This is a genomic window from Vibrio sp. J1-1 (assembly GCF_021728395.1).
Lineage (GTDB): Bacteria > Pseudomonadota > Gammaproteobacteria > Enterobacterales > Vibrionaceae > Vibrio.
Genome location: NZ_JAKKCM010000004.1, coordinates 32,077 through 54,075, shown reverse-complemented (window position 1 = coordinate 54,075; position 21,999 = coordinate 32,077). Strand labels below are relative to the sequence as shown.

Below are 21,999 nucleotides of genomic sequence, written 5' to 3'. Positions count from 1 at the left end.
AGATATGAAAAAGCCGATGGCGAACCATCGGCTGGATATTGGTGCTGAACTACTTTAGTACAATTTGTAGTTTACGCTTTTGCTTCTTCTGGCTTGGCGTCAGCATCAGTCTGAGTTGATTTCAATAGTCGGCTTGTGATTGTACCTGCCGTCATTGCACCTGAAACGTTGAGTGCGGTGCGCGCCATATCGATTAATGGTTCGATAGAGATAAGCAGCGCTGCGATAGTCACAGGCAAGCCCATAGCAGGAAGCACGATTAGAGCAGCAAAGGTTGCGCCGCCGCCAACACCCGCGATACCAAACGAGCTGATCGTGATAATAGCAATCAGTGACAGGATAAAGTTGAACTCTAGTGGGTTAATACCCATTGTTGGTGCAACCATCACCGCTAGCATTGCTGGGTAAATACCTGCACAACCATTTTGACCAATCGTTGCACCAAATGATGCAGAAAGGTTCGCAATAGCTGGTGGTACGTTCAGCTTAGTGATTTGCGCTTCTACGTTCAGAGGAATCGTTGCTGCTGAGCTACGTGAAGTGAAGGCAAACGTCAGTACAGGCCAAATTTTCTTGAAGTATTCAGCTGGGCTAACGCCAACAAAAGAAACAAGGATACCGTGTACAACAAACATCAATGCAATCGCAACGTATGACGCAACGATAAACCCAAGCAGATTTAAAATATCCCCTGCGCTTGATGTCGCTACTACTTTGGTCATTAACGCTGCGATGCCGTATGGTGTCAGAGCCATGATCATCTTAACCAAGCGCATTACGATAGATTGCGCCGCTTCGACGAAAGTGCGGATTGGTGTTTCTAATTCCGCTTTTTCCACCATTACCTTACGTGCGGCAATACCAGTTAGAACACCAAAGATAACAACAGCAATAATAGAAGTTGAGCGCGCGCCAGTTAGATCGGCAAATGGGTTAGTTGGAATAAAGCTAACCAGCATTTGTGGGATCGTCAGGTCGCTTACCGAGCCAGCACGGCTTTCCAATACCGCAATGCGAGCCGTCTCGCGAGCACCTTCAGTAAGACCTTCTGCCGACAGACCAAACGCAGATGTGACGAAAATACCAATCAACGCAGAGATAGCCGTTGTGATAAGTAGGACTGAAATTGTCAGGCCAGAAATCTTACCCAGTGAGCCGCCTTTTTCCAGTTTCACAACCGCTGAGATCATCGATACCAACACAAGTGGCATGATCACCATTTTCAGCAGACCAACATAACCACTACCAACGATGGCAACCCAAGAAAGGGTTTCAGAAATAGCGTTGCTGCCTTCCCCGTGGAACAGTTGAAGTGCAAGGCCGAAAAGTGAACCTGTGACAAGACCAATTAAAACGAGACGAGAAAGTGTGTTTTGTTTTTGTTGCTGGTTAAAAAGAAAGAATAATATGCCAACAAAGACTGCAAGTGAGGCAATTACTGCAAAATTCATACTCTTACCTTAGTACTCAGTCAATATGCTGAGGGTTGTATACGGGGTGATAAAGGGGCAGTAAGATAACTTTCAACATATAACTTTTAAAATGATTAACGGGCATTAGATATATCTAAATGGAATATATTTTGGCGTAAGTTATCCATTAGATAATTGCTCGGTACGCATTGATTGCAGTTCTGGCTAGTCGTAGTGTTGCAATAAATCGAGCATTTCTCTGCGTTGTAAATAAATCACTGAGTCTTCTTGATAACTAAAAACCTGAAAAATCATTGCTTTGGCGACCACTTCAGCATCAATCGGAATAAAGTTAGATAGTTTCCCCAACATGAATGGACGAATCACTCGGAAAATCCATTGGACGATTTTCTCGTCGCTTCTCGACTGAGCGCGCTGGCCGACAAGTGGTCCCGGACGGACGAAGACGACCTCTTCAAACCCCATCTCTTCAATGTTTTGTTCCATCTGGCCTTTGCAAGCTAGGTAATGAGAGGGCGATTTAACGTTAGCACCAAGACTAGAAACAACAGCGATTCGCTTCACACCGATCATCTTCATTTGCCTGGCAACGTTTGTGACTAGGTCTACGTCTACCTTGCGTAAGTTCTCCTTACTGCCTGCTTGTTTGAGCGTTGTTCCTAAACAGATAAAGCCGATTTCCGGGGTCAGGTGTTGCTCGTCCCAATTCAGAATAGAAAGATCGGCGTCTATCATCGCAACGATTTTTTGCTCAGGATCCGATATACCGGTAAGAGGGCGTCTGGAAAGTGAATATAGGGTATGGATACCCGGTTGGGAAACCAATTGTGTCAACACTTTGCTGCCAACTAAGCCAGAGGCTCCAGCAATGATCACACAGGTATTGTTACTCATGCCTCTTCTCCTCTATGGCAGCAAGCGTGAACTAATTGTAGCCGATTTCAATAACTTATACCCAGCTTTTACGTGGACTGAGAATGGCAACACAATTAGTTGGCGAATAATTCAGGCATTTCTGAACGCCGTATTCCCGCTTTTCAGAACAAATCGACATTATTTGGTGAAAAGTTTTCGTATTAAGGAGAAAGTAGGTGAATTACCCTTAGAGAAAGGTACACTGTTTCTCTTTATCGTTTGAATTTGCGATATTATTTTGGCACACGCGAATCAAGGAAGAAAAATGAATGTAGATGTAAGCACACTCGCTCCGACGCAGGTATATCACTTAATGACGCAGACGGTTATTCCTCGACCGATTGCTTGGGTGTTAACGGATTCTGGCGAAGAGAATTACAACCTAGCGCCATTTTCATATTTCACTGCGGTTTCTAGCCGTCCTCCCTTGCTGATGCTGTCCGTGGGTAAGAAGCCAAATGGCGAAGTAAAGGACACGGCTCGTAATGTATTAGAGACGGGAAAACTGGTCATTCACATTGCTTCCAGTGAATTGGCACAAAAGGTCACCGACTCTTCTGCCGTTTTAGATCACGGACAATCAGAATTAGCTTTGACAAATCTGGAAACGGTCGGGTTCAGTGGATTTGAACTGCCTAGATTAAAAGACGCGCCTATTGCATTTGGTTGTAAATTGCATGAAGTCATTGAGATGGGTGAAACCCCTCAGAGCTTAATTTTCGCTGAAATTGAACACATTTACGTAGATGAGAAAGTGATAACAACGCAAGGCGACCGGTTGAAAGTGGACGCATTAGCCGTTGACCCACTCTCTCGTTTAGGCGGAAGTGAATACGCTACTTTAGACAAGACTTTCTCAATTGCTCGCCCCCAATAAATAAAAGGAACCAAACACATGGACCGCACTTTCGCCGCTGATATTCAAGCGCGTATTGATAATAAAACCAAACCAGTCGGCTCTTTAGGACTTCTCGAAAAAGTCGCATTGGAGTTGGCATTGATACAAAGTCAGGATCAAAACGCAGCGGTAGAACAGATTACCATTCGTCAGCCAACCATGCTGGTATTTGCTGGCGATCACGGTGTTGCTGAAGAGGGCGTAAGCATTGCGCCAAGCGCCGTCACTCAACAAATGGTGGCCAACTTTTTAGCTGGCGGTGCGGCAATAAACTGCTTTTGCGATCTAAACCAAATTGAGTTTAAAGTGATTGATTGCGGCATGTTATCACCGATAGATACGCTGGTACCTGAGTTTAAATCGCATCCGAACCTGATAGAGAAACGCCTAGGCAACGGTACCGCGAACTTTTCAAAACAAACCGCGATGTCTTTAGAACAAGTGGCGCTTGGTTTGGAATATGGCGCGAAAGTAGCAGAGCAAGCCATTTTGTCTGGCTCCAATCTGCTTATGTTCGGTGAGATGGGGATAGGTAACACCAGTTCCGCGTCTGCGTTGTTAACCGCACTTAGCCCACTTGAAGTGGATCATTGTGTCGGATTGGGGACTGGTATCAATCAACAACAGTTGAACCACAAAATAAAAGCCGTCGCTCACGGCGTGGCACGTTGTCATGACCTTAATCCGAAAGAAGTATTAGCCCAAGTAGGCGGATTTGAAATTGTACAAATGGTGGGCGCATTTCTGGAAGCAAAACGTCTTAAAACACCAGTATTAGTCGACGGCTTTATTGTTTCTGTCGCAGCCTACATAGCTACACTGCTGGACGAGGAGACCAGAGACTACATGTTGTTTGCTCACTGCTCTGAAGAAGCCGGACATAAGTTTGTTCTGGAATATTTGCAAGCAGAACCTCTACTGGACCTTGGTTTGCGTTTGGGTGAAGGCACAGGTGCGGCACTGGCTTTACCGTTAGTGAAAGCGGCAGCACAGTTTTACAACAACATGGCGAGCTTCGAGAGCGCGGGAGTAACCGTTTAGTGTCAGAAACACCTCATGAAGCAAAGACAGGTAACTGGCGTTATCAATGGGAGCTTTTCCTGTTAGCGGTGAGTTTCTTTAGTCGCTTACCTGTTCCTGAAAACTTGCCTTATAGTGAAAGCCGAATGAACCAAGCCGGGCGCTACTTTGCGCTGGTTGGTGTTGTGTTAGGCGTACTGTGCGCAGCGACTTTTGAGCTTTTGAGTTTGGTTTTTCCTGAGCCCGTCTCTATCGTTTTAACCATGGTATTTAGTCTGTTGCTGACGGGCGCATTTCATGAAGACGGTTTAACCGATATGGCGGATGGTATCGGCGGCGGTATGACCGTAGACAGACGACTGTCTATCATGAAGGACAGCCGCATTGGCACTTATGGCGCTGTAACCTTGGTGATGGCCTTATTGTCGAAGTTTGTCTTTTGGGGTGAGCTGGTTAATGAGCCAACATTTTTGTTGATGATTGTTGTCGCATACACCGCCAGCCGTGCTCTGGCAGCTACGCTCATTTACGACATGCCGTATGTCAGCGACAGTGATACCTCAAAGAGTAAGCCCCTTGCCAACAAACAGTCGTCATTAGAAGTGTCGATTCTGCTCTTTACTGGTGGGGTTGTTTCCCTTTTGCTGGGTGTTACCCAAGCGGTATGGATTATGTTGGTTCTGACGCTATTTCGCATTGGCTTTAAACGTTGGCTAACCAAGCGGATCGGCGGTTTTACCGGCGATTGCTTAGGAGCTGCACAGCAGTTATCTGAACTGCTGGTTTATCTTACTCTCATTGCCTTTTATCACACATCATGAAGCAACTAATATTAGGTGGAGCACGCTCCGGAAAATCCAAGTTAGCAGAACAAACCGCGAGGCAGGCTGCTGATGATCAACACGCTTGCTTACATTACGTCGCGACGGCATTACCGTTTGATGATGAGATGCGAGATCGGATTCATCACCATCAAAAACAGCGCGGAGAAGGGTGGCAGGAACACGAATGTACGCTGCATCTTTCTGAATTGCTATTAAGCTTTAATCACGATGATGTCGTTTTGATTGATTGCCTGACACTGTGGCTGAACAACTGGATTTTCGAGCTGGGTGACGAATGCTCAAATGAAAAGTTAGAAGCAGAAATTCATAAACTGGTAGAAGCGGTGTCTAACTCACAAGCGACGTTGATCTTTGTCTCTAATGAAGTCGGGATGGGCATCGTCCCACTTGGCGCAATTAGCCGCTATTTCGTCGATAATGCCGGACGAATGAACCAACAGCTTGCACAAGTATGCCAGCGAGTTTCATTTGTTGCTGCTGGCTTACCGCTCGTACTCAAAGCATAGGGCTCAACAACATGAAAACGCTTAATATCTATCTCATGCGTCACGGCAAAGTGGATGCCGCTCCCGGGTTGCACGGTCAGTCTGATTTAAAGGTGAAAGAGTCCGAGCAGCAAATCATTGCTCAGGCTTGGGAAGAGCAGGGGCGTGAAGTCAGTGGTATTATTACGTCTTCACTTTCCCGCTGCAGTGACTTGGCACAAATCATCGCTGAGCAGCAAATGCTACCTGTGAGTGAAAATTCTGAACTGCAAGAAATGAATTTTGGCGACTTCGATGGTGTACCGTTCGATATGTTGAGCGATAAATGGAAAAAGCTTGAATCCTTCTGGCAATCTCCGTCGCAGCACACCTTACCCAATGCTGAGAGCCTTAACGCATTTTCGCAGCGTGTAACTAGTGTTTGGTCTCAAATTGTCAATGATATCAATGACAACCTGCTCATTGTCACGCATGGTGGCGTTATTAGAATGATTCTCGCTCATATTTTAGACGTTGATTGGCGCAACCCTCGTTGGTACTCAACGTTAGCGATTGGCAATGCGTCAGTTACACATATAACAATAACTATTGATGACCAAATCTACGCCTCCGTTCGTTCGATAGGTGTGCCGTTGATTGAGCATAGATAGTAGAAGTCACGGAAGAGGTCAATTCTATCACTTTGCAACTGAAGTGAGGAAGAGTTGGCCAGGTTACAGAAAAAGGAAAGACAAATGACCACTCCAAGTTGGGACTTATCCATCGCATATCAAGATCTCGCTGATCAGCGAATTCAAGATGACATTGCTTTGGTAGAGCAATGTATTGAGCTTCTCAATAAGCAGTCATTGGATTGCCAAAATGTTGAAGTGATGCAAAACGCCATTTTAACCAACGAGGCAGCAACTCGATTAGCCGGCACGATTAATAATTTCGCTAATTGTTATTCATCCGTTGATTCAAGCAACGCGGATGCAAAAGCGTTGTTAGGGCGTATGACTCGTATTTTCTCTGAACTATCGCAGGCATTCAGCGCATTTGAGTTAACGCTAACCCACGCGGATGATGAATTTATTACGCGTGTTTTAAGTCATAAAAATCCAGATGTCAGTGGTCAGGCGTTCTCCATTCAAAACTTAAGAAAGCTGGCTGATACTCGCCTAAGCACAGAAGAAGAAAAACTGTTGGCGGCAATGAGTGTTGATGGCAAGTCTGCATGGGGTAAGTTGTATGACAACCTGACTGGTTCTTTGAAAGTGACCTTGGATTACGATGATGGAAGCAGTGAAGAGCTTGGTTTCTCTCAAGCCGCCAGCATTCTTTATGGCTCAGACTTTCACCGACAAGAATCCGCTTGGCGCGGTGTCCAAAAAGCAATGGCGACTCACCAGGAGTCCTTTGCTGCCATTCTCAACGCACTCGCTGGTTGGCGTTTGACTGAAAACAAAAAACGCTCGACAAAACGTGAAGTCCATTTCTTAGACCCGAGTTTGCACGGCAGTCGTATTCAAGCTGAAACGCTGGATGCGATGATGGCTGTGGCGAAAGAAAGCCGCAGTATTGGCCAAAAAGCGGGTTTACTGATGGCGCAAGTGCATGGTTTAGATGAGATGAAACCGTGGAATCACCTTGCTGCCATGCCTGTGCTCAGTGGAGACGCTAAAGTCTACGATTTTGACGAAGCTATCGATGTGATTTGTGAAGCATTTGAAACGGTAAACCCTGACATGTCAGAGTTTGTTCGAATGATGGTCAAGAACGGTTGGATAGACGCGAAGCCAAACGCAAATAAGCGCTTAGGAGCTTACTGCACTAAGTTACCCGCAACACGTACGCCATTGGTATTTATGACCTGGAGTGGCAGTCGCTCAGATTTGATGACGCTAGCACACGAATTAGGTCACGCTTTCCATAACTGGGTTATCCGTGATTTGCCGCTTTGTCAGACTTACTACCCAATGACGTTGGCGGAAACCGCTTCAATCTTTGCGGAAAACATCGTCCGTGATCATCTGATTTCAAAAGCTGAAAGTGTTGATGAAAAACTGGAAATGCTGTGGGAAGAGCTGTCTTCTACGCTTGCCCTAATGGTTAATATTCCAGTTCGTTACGAATTTGAAAAAGCATTCTATGAACGCCGCCAAAGCGGTGAACTGACTGCGCAAGAGTTCTGTGATTTGATGTCTGAAACTTGGAAAGATTGGTATGGTGATGTGATGAGCGAAGCTGATCCGTATTTCTGGGCGAGCAAGTTACATTTCTCAATCTCAGGTGTGAGCTTTTACAACTACCCGTACCTGTTTGGCTTCCTATTCAGTAAAGGTATTTATGCTCAGCGTGAATCAAAGGGTGAAAATTTTTACTCGGATTACATTAACTTGCTTCGCGATACAGGCAACATGACCGCGGAAGAGGTGGTTGATAAGCACTTGTCGATGGACTTGACGAAACCTGATTTTTGGCAGCAGAGTGTCGCTTTGGTTCAGCAGAAGGTCGATGAGTTTGAACGTCTGCTTACTCAGCGAGGCTAGCCAGCATAATATTGTGATGGTATATGAGCTTGATGCGAAAATTATCGTGAAATCATAATGATCTTAACCAGGGCTGTGTTAAAGTTCACAGCCTTATACCCAAGTGACTTGAGATGCCATTCTATAAGTTACTTGGGTATAACAATTTGTAATTGATTAAGAAATAAGCGGTTTGTTGCTTGGTTTGAGTGTATGGCTCGAAATGGTATTGGATTTTCGTTGAAAATGTCGATTTCTACTCATAAGTGGGATCACAGCAACAAAAATTCTTTGTACAATTTATTAACATACCCGCCGTGCAATTAAGGAGTAACGCATGACGAAGTCTTTCTTTCGCCAATCGTTTTTAGCTGATACGTTAGATATGCATGTTGATGTAGAACCAGCAGAGCTGGCTTTATCTAATGGAGTAACACTAAAACTCTATCAGCGTGGTGTGCTAGAAGTGGTCCCTGAGAACTATACTCAGGAGACGAAAAACATCATCATCTCAACAGGTATTCACGGCGACGAAACGGCACCGATGGAACTGGTTGACTCAATGATAAGAGACATTGAATCTGGTTTTATGAAGGTTGATGCTCGTTGTCTGTTCATCATCGCGCACCCTGAGTCTACCTTGGCGCATACGCGTTTTCTCGAGGAAAACCTCAACCGTTTATTCGATGAAAAAGAACATGCAATTACCAAAGAATTGGTGATTGCAGATTTATTGAAGTTGCACGTCAGCAACTTCTTTAAAGGTACAGAGCCAGAAACTCGTTGGCATCTTGACTTACACTGTGCCATTCGTGGTTCCAAACATTACACGTTTGCCGTAAGTCCAAAGACTCGCCATCCGGTCCGTAGTCCAGCTTTGATGGATTTCCTGGATAGCGGTCATATTGAAGCGGTTCTATTATCAAACTCTCCGTCAAGTACGTTCAGCTGGTACAGTGCAGAAAACTTTAGCGCTCAAGCTTTGACAATGGAGCTTGGACGTGTTGCCAGAATTGGAGAGAATGATTTAGACAAGCTGACGGCGTTTGATCTCGCACTGCGCAACTTAGTTTCAGGTACAAAAGCCGAGCATTTGCCTAAGCCATGTATTAAATATCGCGTCAGTCGTACCATTGTACGTTTACACGATGACTTCGATTTTATGTTTGACGATAATGTTGAAAACTTTACGTCGTTCGTTCATGGCGAAGTGTTCGGTCATGACGGTGATAAGCCATTGATGGCTAAGAATGATAACGAAGCCATTGTATTTCCAAATCGCAAGGTGGCCATTGGCCAGCGCGCAGCTTTAATGGTTTGTGAAGTGAAAACCCGCTTTGAAGACGGTGAACTGGTTTACGATTAAAGCATAGCTTTCAGACGTATAACTCGAAATATTACGTGTAACACTGCGAAGTCGTTGCAATTTACCGAGGCTTAACTGTAAGGTTAGGCCTCGTTTGTTTTTATCGGCTATTATGGATTTTCAACAACTTATCCTCAACAAGGAGCGTCGCTGGCAGCGCAATCTTTTGATTATGTCCGCCTTGCTCATACTACTCTCTGCCATTCACTTGATGGTCGGAGAGATTTTCCTTTCTCCTTTTCAATCACTTTCCGCATTTGAGCACAAGTTATTAGTGGATTTACGCTTACCAAGATTACTGTCTGCCGCCATTATTGGCGCTGCGCTTGCCGTTTCTGGTGCAACGTTGCAAGTGCTGTTAGGAAACGTACTTGCAGAACCGGGCGTGCTTGGTATTTCCGGTGGTGCTAGCCTCGCGATGGTATTGGTGATGTTTGCTATTCCTACGTTGCCGACGCCGCTGATCTTTATGCTGGCAGCCATCGCGGGTTCTATGTTGTTTACCTTTATCTTGGTCTCTATCGCAAGAGTGATGCACCTGACAACCGCGCGCTTGTTGCTCGTTGGGGTTGCGTTGGGGATTTTCTCCAGTTCCATTGTTACTTGGGCTTTTTACTTCAGTGATGATCTGAGCCTTCGCCAGTTAATGTATTGGCTGATGGGCAGCATTGGCGGAGCGAGTTGGTATCAGCATTCTGTCACGTTGGTGATGCTACCCGTTTTGATTTGGCTGTGCTGTAAGGGTAAGCCGCTTGATAAGCTGATGCTGGGTGAAATTCATGCGACTCAGCTCGGCATCGATGTTCATCAAATGCGTTGGAAATTGATCTTAGCGATTTCAATCCTTGTCGGAGGCTCTGTTGCCCTTGGCGGAATAATCAGTTTTGTTGGATTAGTTGTGCCTCATCTGTTGCGTTTGGCATTTGGTACAGAGAATCGATACTTGTTGCCACTGTCTGCTATCGCGGGGGCGGCGTTATTAGTGTTTGCGGATATTGGCGCGAGGTTATTACTCGACTCTGCTGAGCTACCACTAGGCGTGATGACTACGTCGATTGGTGCGCCTATTTTCATTTGGATGTTGGTGAAGAGTCATGATGCACGTTAAGCACATAGCGGTGGGTAACCGACTATTGCCATTATCGTTTGAATGTGATGCAGGGGAGATAGTACACGTCGTGGGCCCCAACGGCTCTGGGAAAAGCACGTTGCTAGCCGCTATTTCCGGCACGCTTTCCGGTCACGATTCAGTGAGTGGTGAAGTCAGCGTTAATAGTGGAGATTTGCTCGCTATGCCTCTGTCTGAGCAGGCTTACCTCAGAGGTTATTTATGTCAGCAATCCAGACCGGTGTTTAACGTCGACGTGTTCCAGTACTTAGCACTGTCTCTACCAACTGGGGTCAAGATTGCCGACAGTAAAGTGCGTGATGCCGTAAACGCGGTAATAGAGCTTGTTCAGTTGCAGGATAAGTTACACCGTAGCATTCAGACGCTTTCTGGAGGTGAGTGGCAACGTGTGAGATTGGCTGGCGTCTGCTTACAGGTTTGGCGCAGTATCAATCCGTATTCGCAGTTACTGATTTTGGATGAGCCCGCAGCCCCGTTAGATATCGCCCAAGAGGGGCTACTCTATCAGCTGATTGCCGAAGTCGCTGCTCAAGGTGTTGGTGTGTTGGTCGCGAACCATGATTTAAACCGAACACTAAGGCATGCTGATAAGGTGCTGTTGCTGAGTAATGGCGTGTTGCACTCATCAGGCAAAGCTGAAGATGTATTAACAGAAGAGGGGTTGGGAGAGGTATTCAATACTCAGGTCAGAAGGGTGATGGTTGAAGAGAAACCGTATCTGCTTTTCGAATAGGTTTTCCTATTCTCTCTTAGCTTTCAAGCAATAAAAAAACGACCCACTCGGGTCGTTTTTTCGATGTGATTTTTGTCGCTGTTTATTGCGTCAGTGGCTTAAGGTCCGCCGGACGGTAGTAAACCGATTTTAGCACTTTGCCTTTACGTACGGTTTTGCCTTCAGATACAAAGTCCTCTGCGCACTTAGCGATGATGTATTCACCTTGGTGAACGGCCATCAGCTTGATGCCTTGTTCTGCGTAGAATGCTTCTGTTTCTGTGTATTCTTTTTCATTGCGGCACACTTTGCTCATGTTGCTTGAGTGCACTTCGTCCCAGCAAGGGATAAAGTCGATACCACGGTTTACCGCAACGTTCAGTAGCAGGTCAATCAGGTAACTGATCGCTAGGTTGTCTTCCACTTTGCTGTTACCAAGGTGTACAAGACGACCCATAAGAACGTAAACGCTGTCTACAATTGCGTCTGCTTGTTCTGTTTTACAATCTGCTTCAGCCAGCTCAGTCAGCTCTTCGATCGCCAAAGATGTGTGTAGCGTATCCGCCTGTGTATCCAGGCTCGCTTCGTCAGCGACCGGAAGGTCAAACGTGCTACGGAACTCGGTGATGTCACGGTATAAGTGATCAAAAATCTCTTGGGTTAGCTTTGACAGTTGCATTCTGATATCCATTGAATCGATTGAAGCGGTAATGATAACAAACCGCTCTTTATTCCCCAAGAGACAAGATTCTAACTGATTATTAAATCTGCCTCGTGGAGTGAAGTAGGGTGCTGTTCTGAACGTTATAAGCCGTTTTTATCTAAATAAATATGGGAACAACGTTTTGCGCTCTTCCTCTGAAAGTGCAGAAACACGCGCGATGTTGGTATCTGGGATTGACTCAGGGTCAGGGTAGTGTTTCAACACCTTTTCCATACTCTCTTCACGAATAAGATGGAAGATTGGATAAGGCGAGCGGTTAGTGAGGTTCTCGTCGTCTTCTGGCTCTGCACCACCAAAACAGTAATCCGGATGGAACGTGGCCACCTGGAAAATACCTTCCCAATCTTGCTGCTTGATTAAGCCTTCAACCCAGTCAATAAATAGGTTGTAGTCCCAGAAATCGTCGAGCATATTTGGAACTACGACTAAGGTCGTTTCCAGTTGTTCTGGTTCTGTATTGCTTAGTTCAATTAACTGCAACAAAATATCTTCCAGTAAGGATTCTTCTTGAGACGCCTCACTAACAAAGATTTTAATTTGTTTATTGCGTTGCGGTTTGGCAGCAAACGGGCATAAATTCAGTCCGATAACGACATCATTCAGCCATTGATCCACTTGTTGGGTGATCGCGTTTATATCTGTAGTTTGGTTAGTTGGTGTTGAGCGCGTTGACATACGATTTTTAAATCATTTTGAAAGTGGCGCAAGCATAGCAGAGATCCAGATTAACTTCTTCTCAATCCCGTTACCTCTTCGCTTTCCTTTGTGTCGTGTGTCTGTGTGATGCGTTTGAGATAAGCTATCGCGCTAAACATCGCTAGATAGACCACGCTACCGCCGATAAGTACTGCTGACCATCCGCCATGTTGCCAGCAGTAAAGCAGTAAGAATCCACCAAGACTGCCGCCCACATAGTAATGCACGAGGTACAGAGCCGTTGCAGTCGCTTTCGCGGTTGTTGCTTTTTGGCCAACCCAGCCGTACGCCAAAGTGTGGGTGAAGAAAGCACCAAAGCTAATCAGTAGCAAGCCGAAGAGCATTGCAGTAACACTTTCGATTGCGGCGATCCACATGCCACTTATGCTGAGAATAGCACCTAAGAACATACCCAAAATAGACGAGTAACGTTTACTCCAGTGGCCTGCGCAACGGGAAGAGAACGTACCGCCCAGATAGCAAACGAAGATAAGTGATGCCAAGCCGACCGGAATATTATGGGGCTCACTCACCAATCTAAAGCCCATGACCGAATACAGGTTAACAAATAGTGCGAAATTAAGGCCACCAATCAACATGGCGATCCATATACGCTGGTTCTTGAAATGACCTAAGATGGCTCGGTTTTGTTGTCTTAATCCACTCGAAGACGGGGTGAAGTTACGTTGTTTTGGCAGCAAATAATGTACACAGATAACCCCTAAAAGTGTTACTACCATTATTGCTTCAATCGCAACATCAACACTGAAGTTGTCAGCCAATAAGCCGCCACTAATACGTCCTACAATGCCACCTAATGAGTTGGCTGCAATATAAGTCCCTATCGCCATAGAGAACGCGTGTTTATCGAGTTCTTCTGCCATATAGGCGACCGCTACGGCAGCAAAAGCCGCCAATGCGACACCAATAAGGGCGCGACAGATAACCAAAAACAGGAATGAATCACCAAGTAGCATCAGTGCAGATAGAACCGGGATCGCGAATAAACCTGCCATCATGACCGGTTTTCGTCCAATGGACTCAGACAAGACTGCCATTGGTACCAGGCTGAAAGAGAGCGCCAGCGTGGAGGAGGCAAACAACCAGTTCACCTGCGTTTCAGAAATGGCAAACAACTGAGCAAAGGTCGGCAACATTGGCTGCAACTGATATAAATTAGAGAAGACTAAGAATGAACCCAGCGCAAGCGCGAGCGTGATTCGTTTGTATTCTGGCGTGCCGAAGATGACCATGTGTCCTGCCTGATGCGAGAGCGCAAATATAAAGAAACTGTGATCAATCTATCAGCTTATCGTGGATTAAAAAAATATATTAAAAATATGGTTAACATATATTTTTGATCTAGTGGAATCGAAGCAACTGAAACATTTTCTTGCTGTCGCAGAGCAAGGCAATATTACCCATGCAGCTAAGGTGCTGAACATTGCTCAGCCTGCCTTAAGTATCTCGATTAAAAAATTCGAGCAGTCGTTGGGAGTGACGCTTTTTCGGCGAGAAGATAAGAAAATTAGCTTAACTCAAGAGGGCGAAACCCTGCTGGTTCACGCGAAGCGTGTCATTCAGCAATTGCATGACGCGCAGCTAGCGATTAACGAACTGAAAGGGTTGGCCAAAGGCGAGGTGCGCTTGGGAACGCCGTCGATGATGGGAAGCTATTTTTTCCCACGCATCGTCATGGCGTTTAAGAGCCGGTTCCCGGATTTGAAATTAACGCTGGTGGAAGCAGGAACGCATTCGATAAGAAGTATGTTGCTTGATGGGCGGTTAGATATCGGGGTAATAAGTTGTGACAATGTACCTGACGATCTCGAGACCGATCATCTGTTTACCAGCCAGATGGTTGCGGTTGTCGCGCCAGAGCACGAATTAGCACAGCGTGAATCACTCACCTTTGATGAGTTTTTTGAACATGAATTGGTGATGTTCCAGCGCGGCTATTTCCACCGTGAGTTTTTAGACCAGGTCAGCGAGGAGCACGGCTTTACCATGAAGTCGTCATTTGAAACCAACTTATTGCCATTGATCCTCAGCATCGTAAAGCATGAGTTTGCGATCACGGCGTTACTGGAATTGGTCACTCAGCATGAAAAAGATGTGGTGGGGATTCCGTTTAATCCGCCAGTCACGCTCGATCTGGCGCTAGCGTGGCGGAAAGACGGTTACTTATCGATTGCCGACAGGACGTTTATTGATTTCGTTAAACGTTATTTGTAGCCAGTTAAAAACTAGTCACCTTTATACATCTTTTCGAAGTTTTTGGGATTCCAGCCAATCATCAATCGATCGCCAATTTTCAGGACTGGAAGTGAGCGGACACCCAAGGCATCCAGTTCTTTACGACCGCGCTGCATTTTCGCGTTGCACAGACGGTAAGTGATGTTTTTCGAGTCCAGATAACGTTGAGCATCTTTGCAGTGGGGGCATTTGTCTTTAACGTAAAGAACGACACGTTTCATTGAATTTCTCTCCATTATCTTTGGGATGCGAAGTTTAACGACCTTTGTCGACAATTGAAAGGCGAAATCTATTGTCAAAGCGAGGGTGAAAGTGCTGATTATCTCAGGTATATTTAGCGCCTTTCCCTTGTCATAGCAGACTTTATACCATGCATCCGTCACTTCGATACATTCAGGGTTACCCTCCACACATTGTTGAGCAAGTGAGCTCGCTGGTAGACAGCGGTAAACTGGTTCCTTGGTTTGAAAAGCGCTATCCAGAACGTCATCAAATTAAAAGTGAAAAGGCGCTGTATGAGTACGCCATAGCGATAAAAAATCGTTACATGAAGAAAGCAGCACCGATCAGTAAAGTGGTCTACGATAAGAAAATTCACTTGATCAATAATGCGCTAGGGCTGCACAGCGTGATCAGTCGTAATCATGGTGGCAAGCTCAAATCGAAGAACGAGATTCGTATCGCGAATGTCTTTAAAGAAGCACCGGAACCACTACTGAGAATGTTGGTGGTTCATGAGCTGGCTCATACGCGAGAGAAAAACCATGATAAAGCGTTTTACCAACTGTGCTGTTATATGGAACCCGAGTATCACCAGTTAGAGTTTGATGCCCGTCTGTTTATGATTTACCTCGATTTAAAAGCGAATTCGAATGAAGAACAATAACCACACCGCTAAGCCAGAAAAATCTAAAAAAACTGCCAAGCCAAAGCAGGGTAAAGGTGATGCAAAAGGCGAGAAACGTGTGAAGCCAAAAAACTCTGCCAAAGCAAAGTCGTCAGTGGCAACGAAAAGCGATGTGGACTTCATTAAAGTGGCTAAAAGTGGATTACACGAGCGTAACCAGCATCGTGGCCGTTATGATTTTAAAAAATTGACTGCGAGTGAGCCTCGATTAAAAGCTTTTGTGATTAAAAATCCGAAAGGGGAAGACTCGATCAACTTCTCTGATCAAAAAGCGGTCAAAATGCTCAACAAAGCCTTGCTAGCGGCGCATTACGATATTGAATTTTGGGATATCCCCGAACACTATCTTTGCCCACCAATTCCCGGGCGTGCGGACTACATTCACCGTATCGCTGAGTTACTGGATGGGGAAGTGAAAGGTAAATACCCACATCATGATGTGCGTGCTCTAGACATTGGCGTCGGTGCAAACTGTATCTACCCAATTGTTGGAGTGACAGAATACGGATGGCACTATACCGGAAGCGACGTTGATCCGAAGTCAATTGAATCGGCACAGGCAATTGTCGATGGCAATGTGTCGCTCAATGGCAGAATCGAACTCGTTCGACAGATGAGTCAAGCAAATATCTATCGCGGGGTCATTCAGCCCAATGAACGTTACGATGTCACAACATGTAATCCACCATTCCATCGTTCAGCGGAAGATGCGGCGATGGGAAGCCAACGTAAAGTGGACAATCTAAGAGCCAACCAACGTAAGAAAGGCGTGAAACCAACGCGCGTAGATACGGCAAAACCAACACTTAACTTTGGTGGTCAAAACGCGGAGCTTTGGTGCGAAGGCGGGGAAGCGGCATTTATCCGAAAAATGGCCAACGAAAGCCAAGCTTTCAGTGCCCAAGTACTTTGGTTCACGACGCTGATTTCGAAAAAAGACAATGTCCGTCCAATGCGCAAGCAGCTGCAAAAGCTGGGCGTTAAAGCCATTCGCGTGGTAGAAATGAGTCAAGGTCAAAAAGTAAGCCGCTTTATCGCATGGTCTTATATGGATAAAGAAGAGCGCAAGGCGTGGAGAGCGCTTAAATAGCCAAATAAAGAAAACTAGCTACCCATTATTTTCCAATCTGTCAGCTCTTTATTCACCATGTAATCAGAGCTGGCAGATTCTGCGCCTTTATTCCTTCATCCTATCAATTTTTACTTTAAGCCCATAACATCACTTTCTATTTTGACGAACTTTCAGCGTGTTACTACTATTCAATAAACTCCCTTGTATGAGTGAATAAACATGAAGGTAGGAATTGTTAGAGAATATTCTTCAACGGGTAAAATCGAAGAAGACGAATGTGTAGTCATGTTGGGAAAGGCGGAGCTAGTCGCCGGTGAGATTCGCATAAGTGGTAGTGGTGAAAGAGATCCAACGTCCAAACATGATGGGTACGCTTTGACAGGGTATGTCATGCTTCACCCTGCCGAGTTTCAAAAAGTGGTCGATATGGCGCTTGAAGCTGGTGTGATCACTATCAACGTTTCGGATGGTAAATAGGTGAGATTTGAAATATGAGATTGAAGGTTTCGCATTGATTTCTATTCATTCTTTCGCATTTATCCTTTTCACCAGTCAGCTCTAATATACGTTTGTATTTAGAGCTGATGGATTTCTTCAATTCAATCTAGCCGCCAGCGTTCACCAAAAATCTAAGCCATTCGAAGAAATAAAGTGAAAAATGAAGACGCCCCCCAAACTAAGAGGAATCAATGTGATTAAACACAAAGCAACACTTCCGATTTTGTCAAAAAGTGAAGTAATACTCTGAACTTTAATCGCCTCTCGCAGCCTGACTAGAGAGATGACAGAACCCAAAAACCATATTGCCGTGAATAGTATGATGTGACGATCGCTACCATGGAGCCACACATTTTTTAGTGCAATGAAAAACACGCCATGCATAAGCATGGTTATGATAATTACTGTTCTCGCCAATTTCATATCTCCGACTAAAATTTAACGTCACGTTAAGAGGGGATTTTCAATACCAAAGAAACTGAAAAACACCTTATTATAACCAGTTAAACCGTTCTACGTGATCACAATAGTCCAATTATATGCAATGTGAACCCATCTAATGTCTAAGTCTTGTTATTTCTAACATTAATGGCTGAATATCAGCGTTTAACACATGGTTGGAGCAGGTGAATAATGAGGTGCTCTGCCTGCGACCTTTTTAGGTGATTGTGCGTCTTTCGCTAACAAAATTTTCCTTAATGGCTGCTTCAAATCGAAAGTCCAGAATAATGCAATATTGTATAGTCAAATTCGTAGTATCGATCGCTAACTTACTGATTATCCTTTGAAGTGTTGAAAAAAAGACGACATCATATTTGTCATAAAAAGCAGCTTGGCGACGTATAAAAAGCGTTAGCTATTTTTGAGGTAGTAATGAGAGCAGTAAAAATATTCATAGTCATCTTATCAATTCAATGCGTTTACGCTGTTGCAGGAGAGCTGAAGCTTCCTGATTGCCCTAACTCTCCTAAATTGGAGACGGAAATTTATTTTTACATTGATGAAAATGTGCTTGATGAGTACTCAAAAAAATTTGTTGACTCTAAAATTAATACTTGGGTGGAATATTCAAATCTTACGCTAGAGAATTCATGTATCCCAATAAAAAGAAAAGTTACAAAAGTAGAGTACCTTTCGCATATAGATAGCACATGGTTTCAACATGTTGATGTCGCCAAAGATCTTCTGAAATATCATTCGGCATATGAAATTCCTGAAACCAACAGCTCTGGTGTTCCAATTTTTAAGGCAATTTTGTTTTCAAATGCGGCTGACAGCTTTAAATCGCAATGGTGTGGAGTTGCATCGGCGAGTGCCAACTACTTTGTAATTGGTCTAAATTGCTACGATAGTGCGATGGAGCATGAAATAGGGCATTTAAGTGGGGCAAATCACGATATGAAAACAGTACTTGAGAACAGTCCAAAATTTGATGTGGACTCTTTTGTCAAGAATACCTTCCCTCATAAAAATGAGCGGTATAGCTTTGGTGCTACGTGCTCAAACCGAGGTACAGTAATGTCTTATGAAAAAGACATAATTCCTGCATATTCGAGTCCAGATATTAGTGTTGATGGCGAAGTTTGTGGTGTTCAGCTCTCAGCCAATAATGCGCAAGTTTTGCGTAACTTTGCAAAAAAATATGCATCTAACTAGATACATAGCTAATAAAGCTAATAAAGCGTTCAAGAGGGATTCCCAACGCTTGGCATTCTCAGCTCAGGATTGGGTCATGTGTTTACGTCGCAATGGTTATGGTCAGGTTACTGCGTCGCTCACACAGTAATGTGGTGTAATGTGCTTTGGAGAAAATATGGAAGAGCGAGACCTATTAAAGATTGATAGGTATTTGGGAATTGAGTTAGTTAAAGATGCTGTATTTTTTTGCGCGCTTTATGCGATGTCTAGGGAGTTTGGCTTATTTCTGTTTGTATGTTTCGTTCTATCATCTGTTTGGCGAGCTTTTGATAAACGAAAGTATCTTCAAAATATCTTTAAAAATCTTTCTGTCAATACAACTCGCGGGATTATTTTTTTGGATGGACATGGTTGTGATGTTGAGATTTCAGGTTTTAGCATATGGTCATATTTAGAACTGACTTACATGGAGGGTATGAATAGACGCATGGTTAGAATTCCAAGTACTGTATTTAGCTCTACTGTATGGCAACAGCTGGTTAAGTATCGTACGTAACAAATAATTTAAAAGCGATTCGGCACACGTGGTGTTTTTACTATGCGTTGGCTTGAGTGATTAAGGCGGTTTGTAGTTAGTTCGGTATTCGTTGTTCACTCATTAACAGGGCATTAAGTTGCCCAATAAATTTGATTGTCTAGAGTTTAAAAATGATACGAAAGTACAACGAAAATGACTTAGATTCAGTTCTTTAAATTTGGCTTAACGCTTCAGTTCAAGCCCATAATTTCGTTTCAGCAGAGTTCTGGGAATCTCAACTCGATAACATGCGTAATATCTATATCCCATCCTCAGAGACCTACGTTTATGAAGTTGAGTCTAAAGTAGTTGGTTTTTATGCGTTGTATGAAAATAACTTGGCTGCCATATTTGTTGCTCCCGAACGTCAAGGTAAAGGCATTGGTAAGCAGTTGTTGAGCCATGCTAAAGCGCAGAGAACGGTATTAAGTCTGTCCGTATACAAGGAAAACCAAGCTAGTTGTCAGTTTTATTTGTCTCAGGGGTTCAAAGTGGTCAGCGAACAACTAGATGAACATACTGGACAACCAGAACGAACAATGTGTTTGAGCTTCTGAAAACCACTTAACACGGCGCTATAGACCAGGAGGAAAAATGAAATACTTTCAGTACTATGGGATCGACTGGATTGCTATGGTGCTTACATTTCTCGCAATTTGGCAGATCGGGAATAAGAACAAAATTGGCTTCATTCTAATGATGTGCGGAAATACGAGTTGGGTCGCGGTTGGCTACCTTACAGGCAGTGTTGCCATGATTATTGCAAATATCATCTTTTTCTCAATGAACCTAAGAGCAATTATCAAGTGGTCAAAACCCGAGCAAGAATCGAAAGTTGGCGTGGTTGAACAGTAACTCGCAAACCAAAAAAGTACGCACATGATGATGTACTTACGAGGCGTTTGGCTACAAGTAAAATATATATAAGGAATTAAATGGAACAACTGCATGGCGGACGAGAAAATGCAATTTATCGCTTAGGGGACAAGGTGTCTCGCCCAAGTGGTAAATGGTCTGAAACCGTTCAAAAGTTGCTATTACATATCGCCAATAAAGGCTTTACTTCTGCCCCAAAACCTTTCGGCTTTGACAACAATGGCAATGAAATTCTGTCATACGTTGAGGGAGACGTTTTCAATTATCCTTTGACAGGTAATATCGCAACCACAGAAGCTTTAGTTTCAGCTGGTCAGTTATTACGTCAGTATCACGATGCGTCTTGCTCATTTATATCAGAAAATTCAGCGGAAATTTTAACTTGGATGCTCCCATGTAGAGAACCGATGGAGGTTATCTGCCATGGTGACTATGCGCCATATAATGTTGCTTTGGTTGGTTCCAAAGTCGTAGGGGTAATTGACTTTGACACTGCTCACCCGGCTCCAAGGAATTGGGATATTGCTTACGCACTTTATTGTTGGGCTCCATTCAAAACAGATAAATACGATGCAATGGGGGATCTATATTCGCAGTCGATTAGGGCAAAGCAGTTTTGTGATGCTTATGGTTTGAGTAAAGCGGAACGAATTTCTCTTGTTACTGATATGTGCCACCGAGTCCAAGCGTTGGTCGATCATATGCGTAATGAAGCGAGTAAAGGAAATGAAGCTTTTATCGCAAATATTAAAGATGGCCATCACTTGGCGTATTTAGCTGATATCGAATATTTGGAAAATAATTCACACCACATTTCAGACGTATTGATGTGTGACGAATGCTTATAACAAAGCGCATAAAATTGATTCGCAACGCGTGGCCTTTTTGCTTTGCGCTGCTCATCCCTTAACAGAATGTTAAAAAACTAGAGAGTTAAAATGAAAAATTTACGCAAGTTTGTAGTGGTAGCTTTACTTGTCGCTAGCCCATTTGGTGCAATGGCTGCTGATAAACAGGTTCCAGCCGAACGTTTGCTAGAGGTGATGAAAGCTGAGGAACAACTTACTGGTGGCTTTGAAGCAATGGCACCAGTAATTGAACAATTAGCGAATAACCTTCAGTTGAATAACGCTGAGAAGGAGGAGCTCGTTAACATTTATAGAGATTGGTTCATCAATGATCTTGATCGCCAAAAGATCATAGATGAACTAGCTTCGCTTTATGCTCAAACTTTCAACCAACAAGAAATTGAATTAATGACAGAGTTCTACTCGACAACTGCAGGTCAGAAGTTTGTAGAAAAAGCTCCTGCATTGATGCAAGCAGGCGCCCAATTGGGGATGCAAGAAGCTGAGCGTGCTCAACCACAACTTATTGAGAAATTGACCCCTTTTTTAGAAAAGCATAAAGCAAAATAGGCGTCGCAGAATAAACGCTTTATA

At 44.2% G+C, this 21,999-nt stretch carries 25 protein-coding genes; 19 read left to right on the top strand and 6 right to left on the bottom strand.

Features of this window, described 5'->3' with window-relative positions:
- Window positions 1–71: 71 nt before the first annotated feature.
- Window positions 72–1,451: an L-cystine transporter gene (locus L3V31_RS07455; RefSeq protein ID WP_237315461.1), complete on the bottom strand. Its 1,380-nt coding sequence runs from the start codon at window positions 1,449–1,451 to the stop codon at window positions 72–74.
- A 186-nt stretch (window positions 1,452–1,637) separates the two neighbouring features.
- A complete protein-coding gene (locus L3V31_RS07450; RefSeq protein WP_237315460.1) occupies window positions 1,638–2,327 on the bottom strand; it encodes an NAD(P)H-binding protein in 690 nt (229 codons plus the stop codon).
- Window positions 2,328–2,613: 286 nt separating this feature from the next.
- On the opposite strand from L3V31_RS07450, the gene L3V31_RS07445 reads away from it, so the two are divergent.
- The 9 genes from L3V31_RS07445 (at window position 2,614) to btuD (ending at window position 11,334) form a co-directional block, all read left to right on the top strand.
- A complete protein-coding gene (locus tag L3V31_RS07445; RefSeq protein WP_237315459.1) occupies window positions 2,614–3,225 on the top strand; it encodes a flavin reductase family protein in 612 nt (203 codons plus the stop codon).
- A gap of 18 nt (window positions 3,226–3,243) precedes the next feature.
- Window positions 3,244–4,287, top strand: a complete 1,044-nt coding sequence (cobT, locus tag L3V31_RS07440; protein ID WP_237315458.1) for a nicotinate-nucleotide--dimethylbenzimidazole phosphoribosyltransferase — start codon at window positions 3,244–3,246, stop codon at window positions 4,285–4,287.
- Window positions 4,287–5,087, top strand: coding sequence for an adenosylcobinamide-GDP ribazoletransferase (locus L3V31_RS07435; protein WP_237315457.1), 801 nt, complete (start codon window positions 4,287–4,289; stop codon window positions 5,085–5,087). The genes cobT and L3V31_RS07435 overlap by 1 nt, the downstream gene beginning before the upstream one ends.
- Window positions 5,084–5,617: a bifunctional adenosylcobinamide kinase/adenosylcobinamide-phosphate guanylyltransferase gene (cobU, locus tag L3V31_RS07430; RefSeq protein ID WP_237315456.1), complete on the top strand. Its 534-nt coding sequence runs from the start codon at window positions 5,084–5,086 to the stop codon at window positions 5,615–5,617. Before L3V31_RS07435 ends, cobU begins: the two co-directional genes overlap by 4 nt.
- Before the next feature lie 11 nt (window positions 5,618–5,628).
- The gene (gene cobC / locus L3V31_RS07425; protein ID WP_237315455.1) at window positions 5,629–6,246 is read left to right on the top strand and encodes an alpha-ribazole phosphatase; all 618 of its coding nucleotides are present in this window, start codon (window positions 5,629–5,631) and stop codon (window positions 6,244–6,246) included.
- An 84-nt stretch (window positions 6,247–6,330) separates the two neighbouring features.
- Window positions 6,331–8,127: a M3 family oligoendopeptidase gene (locus L3V31_RS07420; protein ID WP_237315454.1), complete on the top strand. Its 1,797-nt coding sequence runs from the start codon at window positions 6,331–6,333 to the stop codon at window positions 8,125–8,127.
- A gap of 316 nt (window positions 8,128–8,443) precedes the next feature.
- The gene (locus L3V31_RS07415) at window positions 8,444–9,472 is read left to right on the top strand and encodes a succinylglutamate desuccinylase (RefSeq protein ID WP_237315453.1); all 1,029 of its coding nucleotides are present in this window, start codon (window positions 8,444–8,446) and stop codon (window positions 9,470–9,472) included.
- A 112-nt stretch (window positions 9,473–9,584) separates the two neighbouring features.
- A complete protein-coding gene (gene btuC, locus L3V31_RS07410) occupies window positions 9,585–10,580 on the top strand; it encodes a vitamin B12 ABC transporter permease BtuC (protein ID WP_237315452.1) in 996 nt (331 codons plus the stop codon).
- The gene (btuD, locus tag L3V31_RS07405) at window positions 10,567–11,334 is read left to right on the top strand and encodes a vitamin B12 ABC transporter ATP-binding protein BtuD (protein ID WP_237315451.1); all 768 of its coding nucleotides are present in this window, start codon (window positions 10,567–10,569) and stop codon (window positions 11,332–11,334) included. The genes btuC and btuD overlap by 14 nt, the downstream gene beginning before the upstream one ends.
- A gap of 82 nt (window positions 11,335–11,416) precedes the next feature.
- On the opposite strand, the gene L3V31_RS07400 is transcribed toward btuD, so the two are convergent.
- The 3 genes from L3V31_RS07400 to L3V31_RS07390 form a co-directional block, all read right to left on the bottom strand.
- On the bottom strand, window positions 11,417–11,992 hold the full coding sequence (locus tag L3V31_RS07400; protein WP_237315450.1) for a nucleoside triphosphate pyrophosphohydrolase family protein: 576 nt from the start codon (window positions 11,990–11,992) through the stop codon (window positions 11,417–11,419).
- A gap of 138 nt (window positions 11,993–12,130) precedes the next feature.
- Window positions 12,131–12,712 carry a DUF1415 domain-containing protein gene (locus L3V31_RS07395; protein ID WP_237315449.1) on the bottom strand — a complete coding sequence of 194 codons (582 nt, stop codon included), beginning with the start codon at window positions 12,710–12,712 and terminating at the stop codon, window positions 12,131–12,133.
- 50 nt (window positions 12,713–12,762) lie between these two features.
- Entirely contained in the window at window positions 12,763–13,986 is a 1,224-nt protein-coding gene (locus L3V31_RS07390; protein WP_237315448.1) for an MFS transporter, read from the bottom strand.
- A gap of 112 nt (window positions 13,987–14,098) precedes the next feature.
- Between L3V31_RS07390 and L3V31_RS07385 the strand changes: the two genes are divergently transcribed.
- Window positions 14,099–14,968: a LysR substrate-binding domain-containing protein gene (locus L3V31_RS07385; protein ID WP_237315447.1), complete on the top strand. Its 870-nt coding sequence runs from the start codon at window positions 14,099–14,101 to the stop codon at window positions 14,966–14,968.
- Between the two features lie 11 nt (window positions 14,969–14,979).
- On the opposite strand, the gene L3V31_RS07380 is transcribed toward L3V31_RS07385, so the two are convergent.
- The gene (locus L3V31_RS07380) at window positions 14,980–15,210 is read right to left on the bottom strand and encodes a glutaredoxin family protein (RefSeq protein ID WP_237315446.1); all 231 of its coding nucleotides are present in this window, start codon (window positions 15,208–15,210) and stop codon (window positions 14,980–14,982) included.
- Between the two features lie 149 nt (window positions 15,211–15,359).
- Here L3V31_RS07380 and L3V31_RS07375 point away from each other — a divergent pair, with 149 nt between their 5' ends.
- From L3V31_RS07375 to L3V31_RS07335, 9 genes are all read left to right on the top strand, one after another.
- On the top strand, window positions 15,360–15,875 hold the full coding sequence (locus L3V31_RS07375; RefSeq protein ID WP_020333119.1) for a M48 family metallopeptidase: 516 nt from the start codon (window positions 15,360–15,362) through the stop codon (window positions 15,873–15,875).
- On the top strand, window positions 15,862–16,986 hold the full coding sequence (gene rlmF / locus L3V31_RS07370; protein WP_237315445.1) for a 23S rRNA (adenine(1618)-N(6))-methyltransferase RlmF: 1,125 nt from the start codon (window positions 15,862–15,864) through the stop codon (window positions 16,984–16,986). The genes L3V31_RS07375 and rlmF overlap by 14 nt, the downstream gene beginning before the upstream one ends.
- Window positions 16,987–17,187: 201 nt before the next feature.
- The gene (locus L3V31_RS07365; RefSeq protein WP_237315444.1) at window positions 17,188–17,445 is read left to right on the top strand and encodes a hypothetical protein; all 258 of its coding nucleotides are present in this window, start codon (window positions 17,188–17,190) and stop codon (window positions 17,443–17,445) included.
- 894 nt (window positions 17,446–18,339) lie between these two features.
- On the top strand, window positions 18,340–19,122 hold the full coding sequence (locus tag L3V31_RS07360) for a hypothetical protein (RefSeq protein ID WP_237315443.1): 783 nt from the start codon (window positions 18,340–18,342) through the stop codon (window positions 19,120–19,122).
- A 157-nt stretch (window positions 19,123–19,279) separates the two neighbouring features.
- On the top strand, window positions 19,280–19,660 hold the full coding sequence (locus tag L3V31_RS07355; protein WP_237315442.1) for a hypothetical protein: 381 nt from the start codon (window positions 19,280–19,282) through the stop codon (window positions 19,658–19,660).
- Window positions 19,661–19,857: 197 nt separating this feature from the next.
- Entirely contained in the window at window positions 19,858–20,238 is a 381-nt protein-coding gene (locus L3V31_RS07350) for a GNAT family N-acetyltransferase (protein WP_237315788.1), read from the top strand.
- A gap of 37 nt (window positions 20,239–20,275) precedes the next feature.
- Entirely contained in the window at window positions 20,276–20,536 is a 261-nt protein-coding gene (locus L3V31_RS07345) for a nicotinamide mononucleotide transporter (RefSeq protein WP_237315441.1), read from the top strand.
- An 80-nt stretch (window positions 20,537–20,616) separates the two neighbouring features.
- Window positions 20,617–21,405, top strand: a complete 789-nt coding sequence (locus tag L3V31_RS07340; RefSeq protein ID WP_237315440.1) for an aminoglycoside phosphotransferase family protein — start codon at window positions 20,617–20,619, stop codon at window positions 21,403–21,405.
- A 90-nt stretch (window positions 21,406–21,495) separates the two neighbouring features.
- Window positions 21,496–21,975, top strand: coding sequence for a DUF2059 domain-containing protein (locus tag L3V31_RS07335; protein WP_237315439.1), 480 nt, complete (start codon window positions 21,496–21,498; stop codon window positions 21,973–21,975).
- Window positions 21,976–21,999 lie beyond the last annotated feature (24 nt).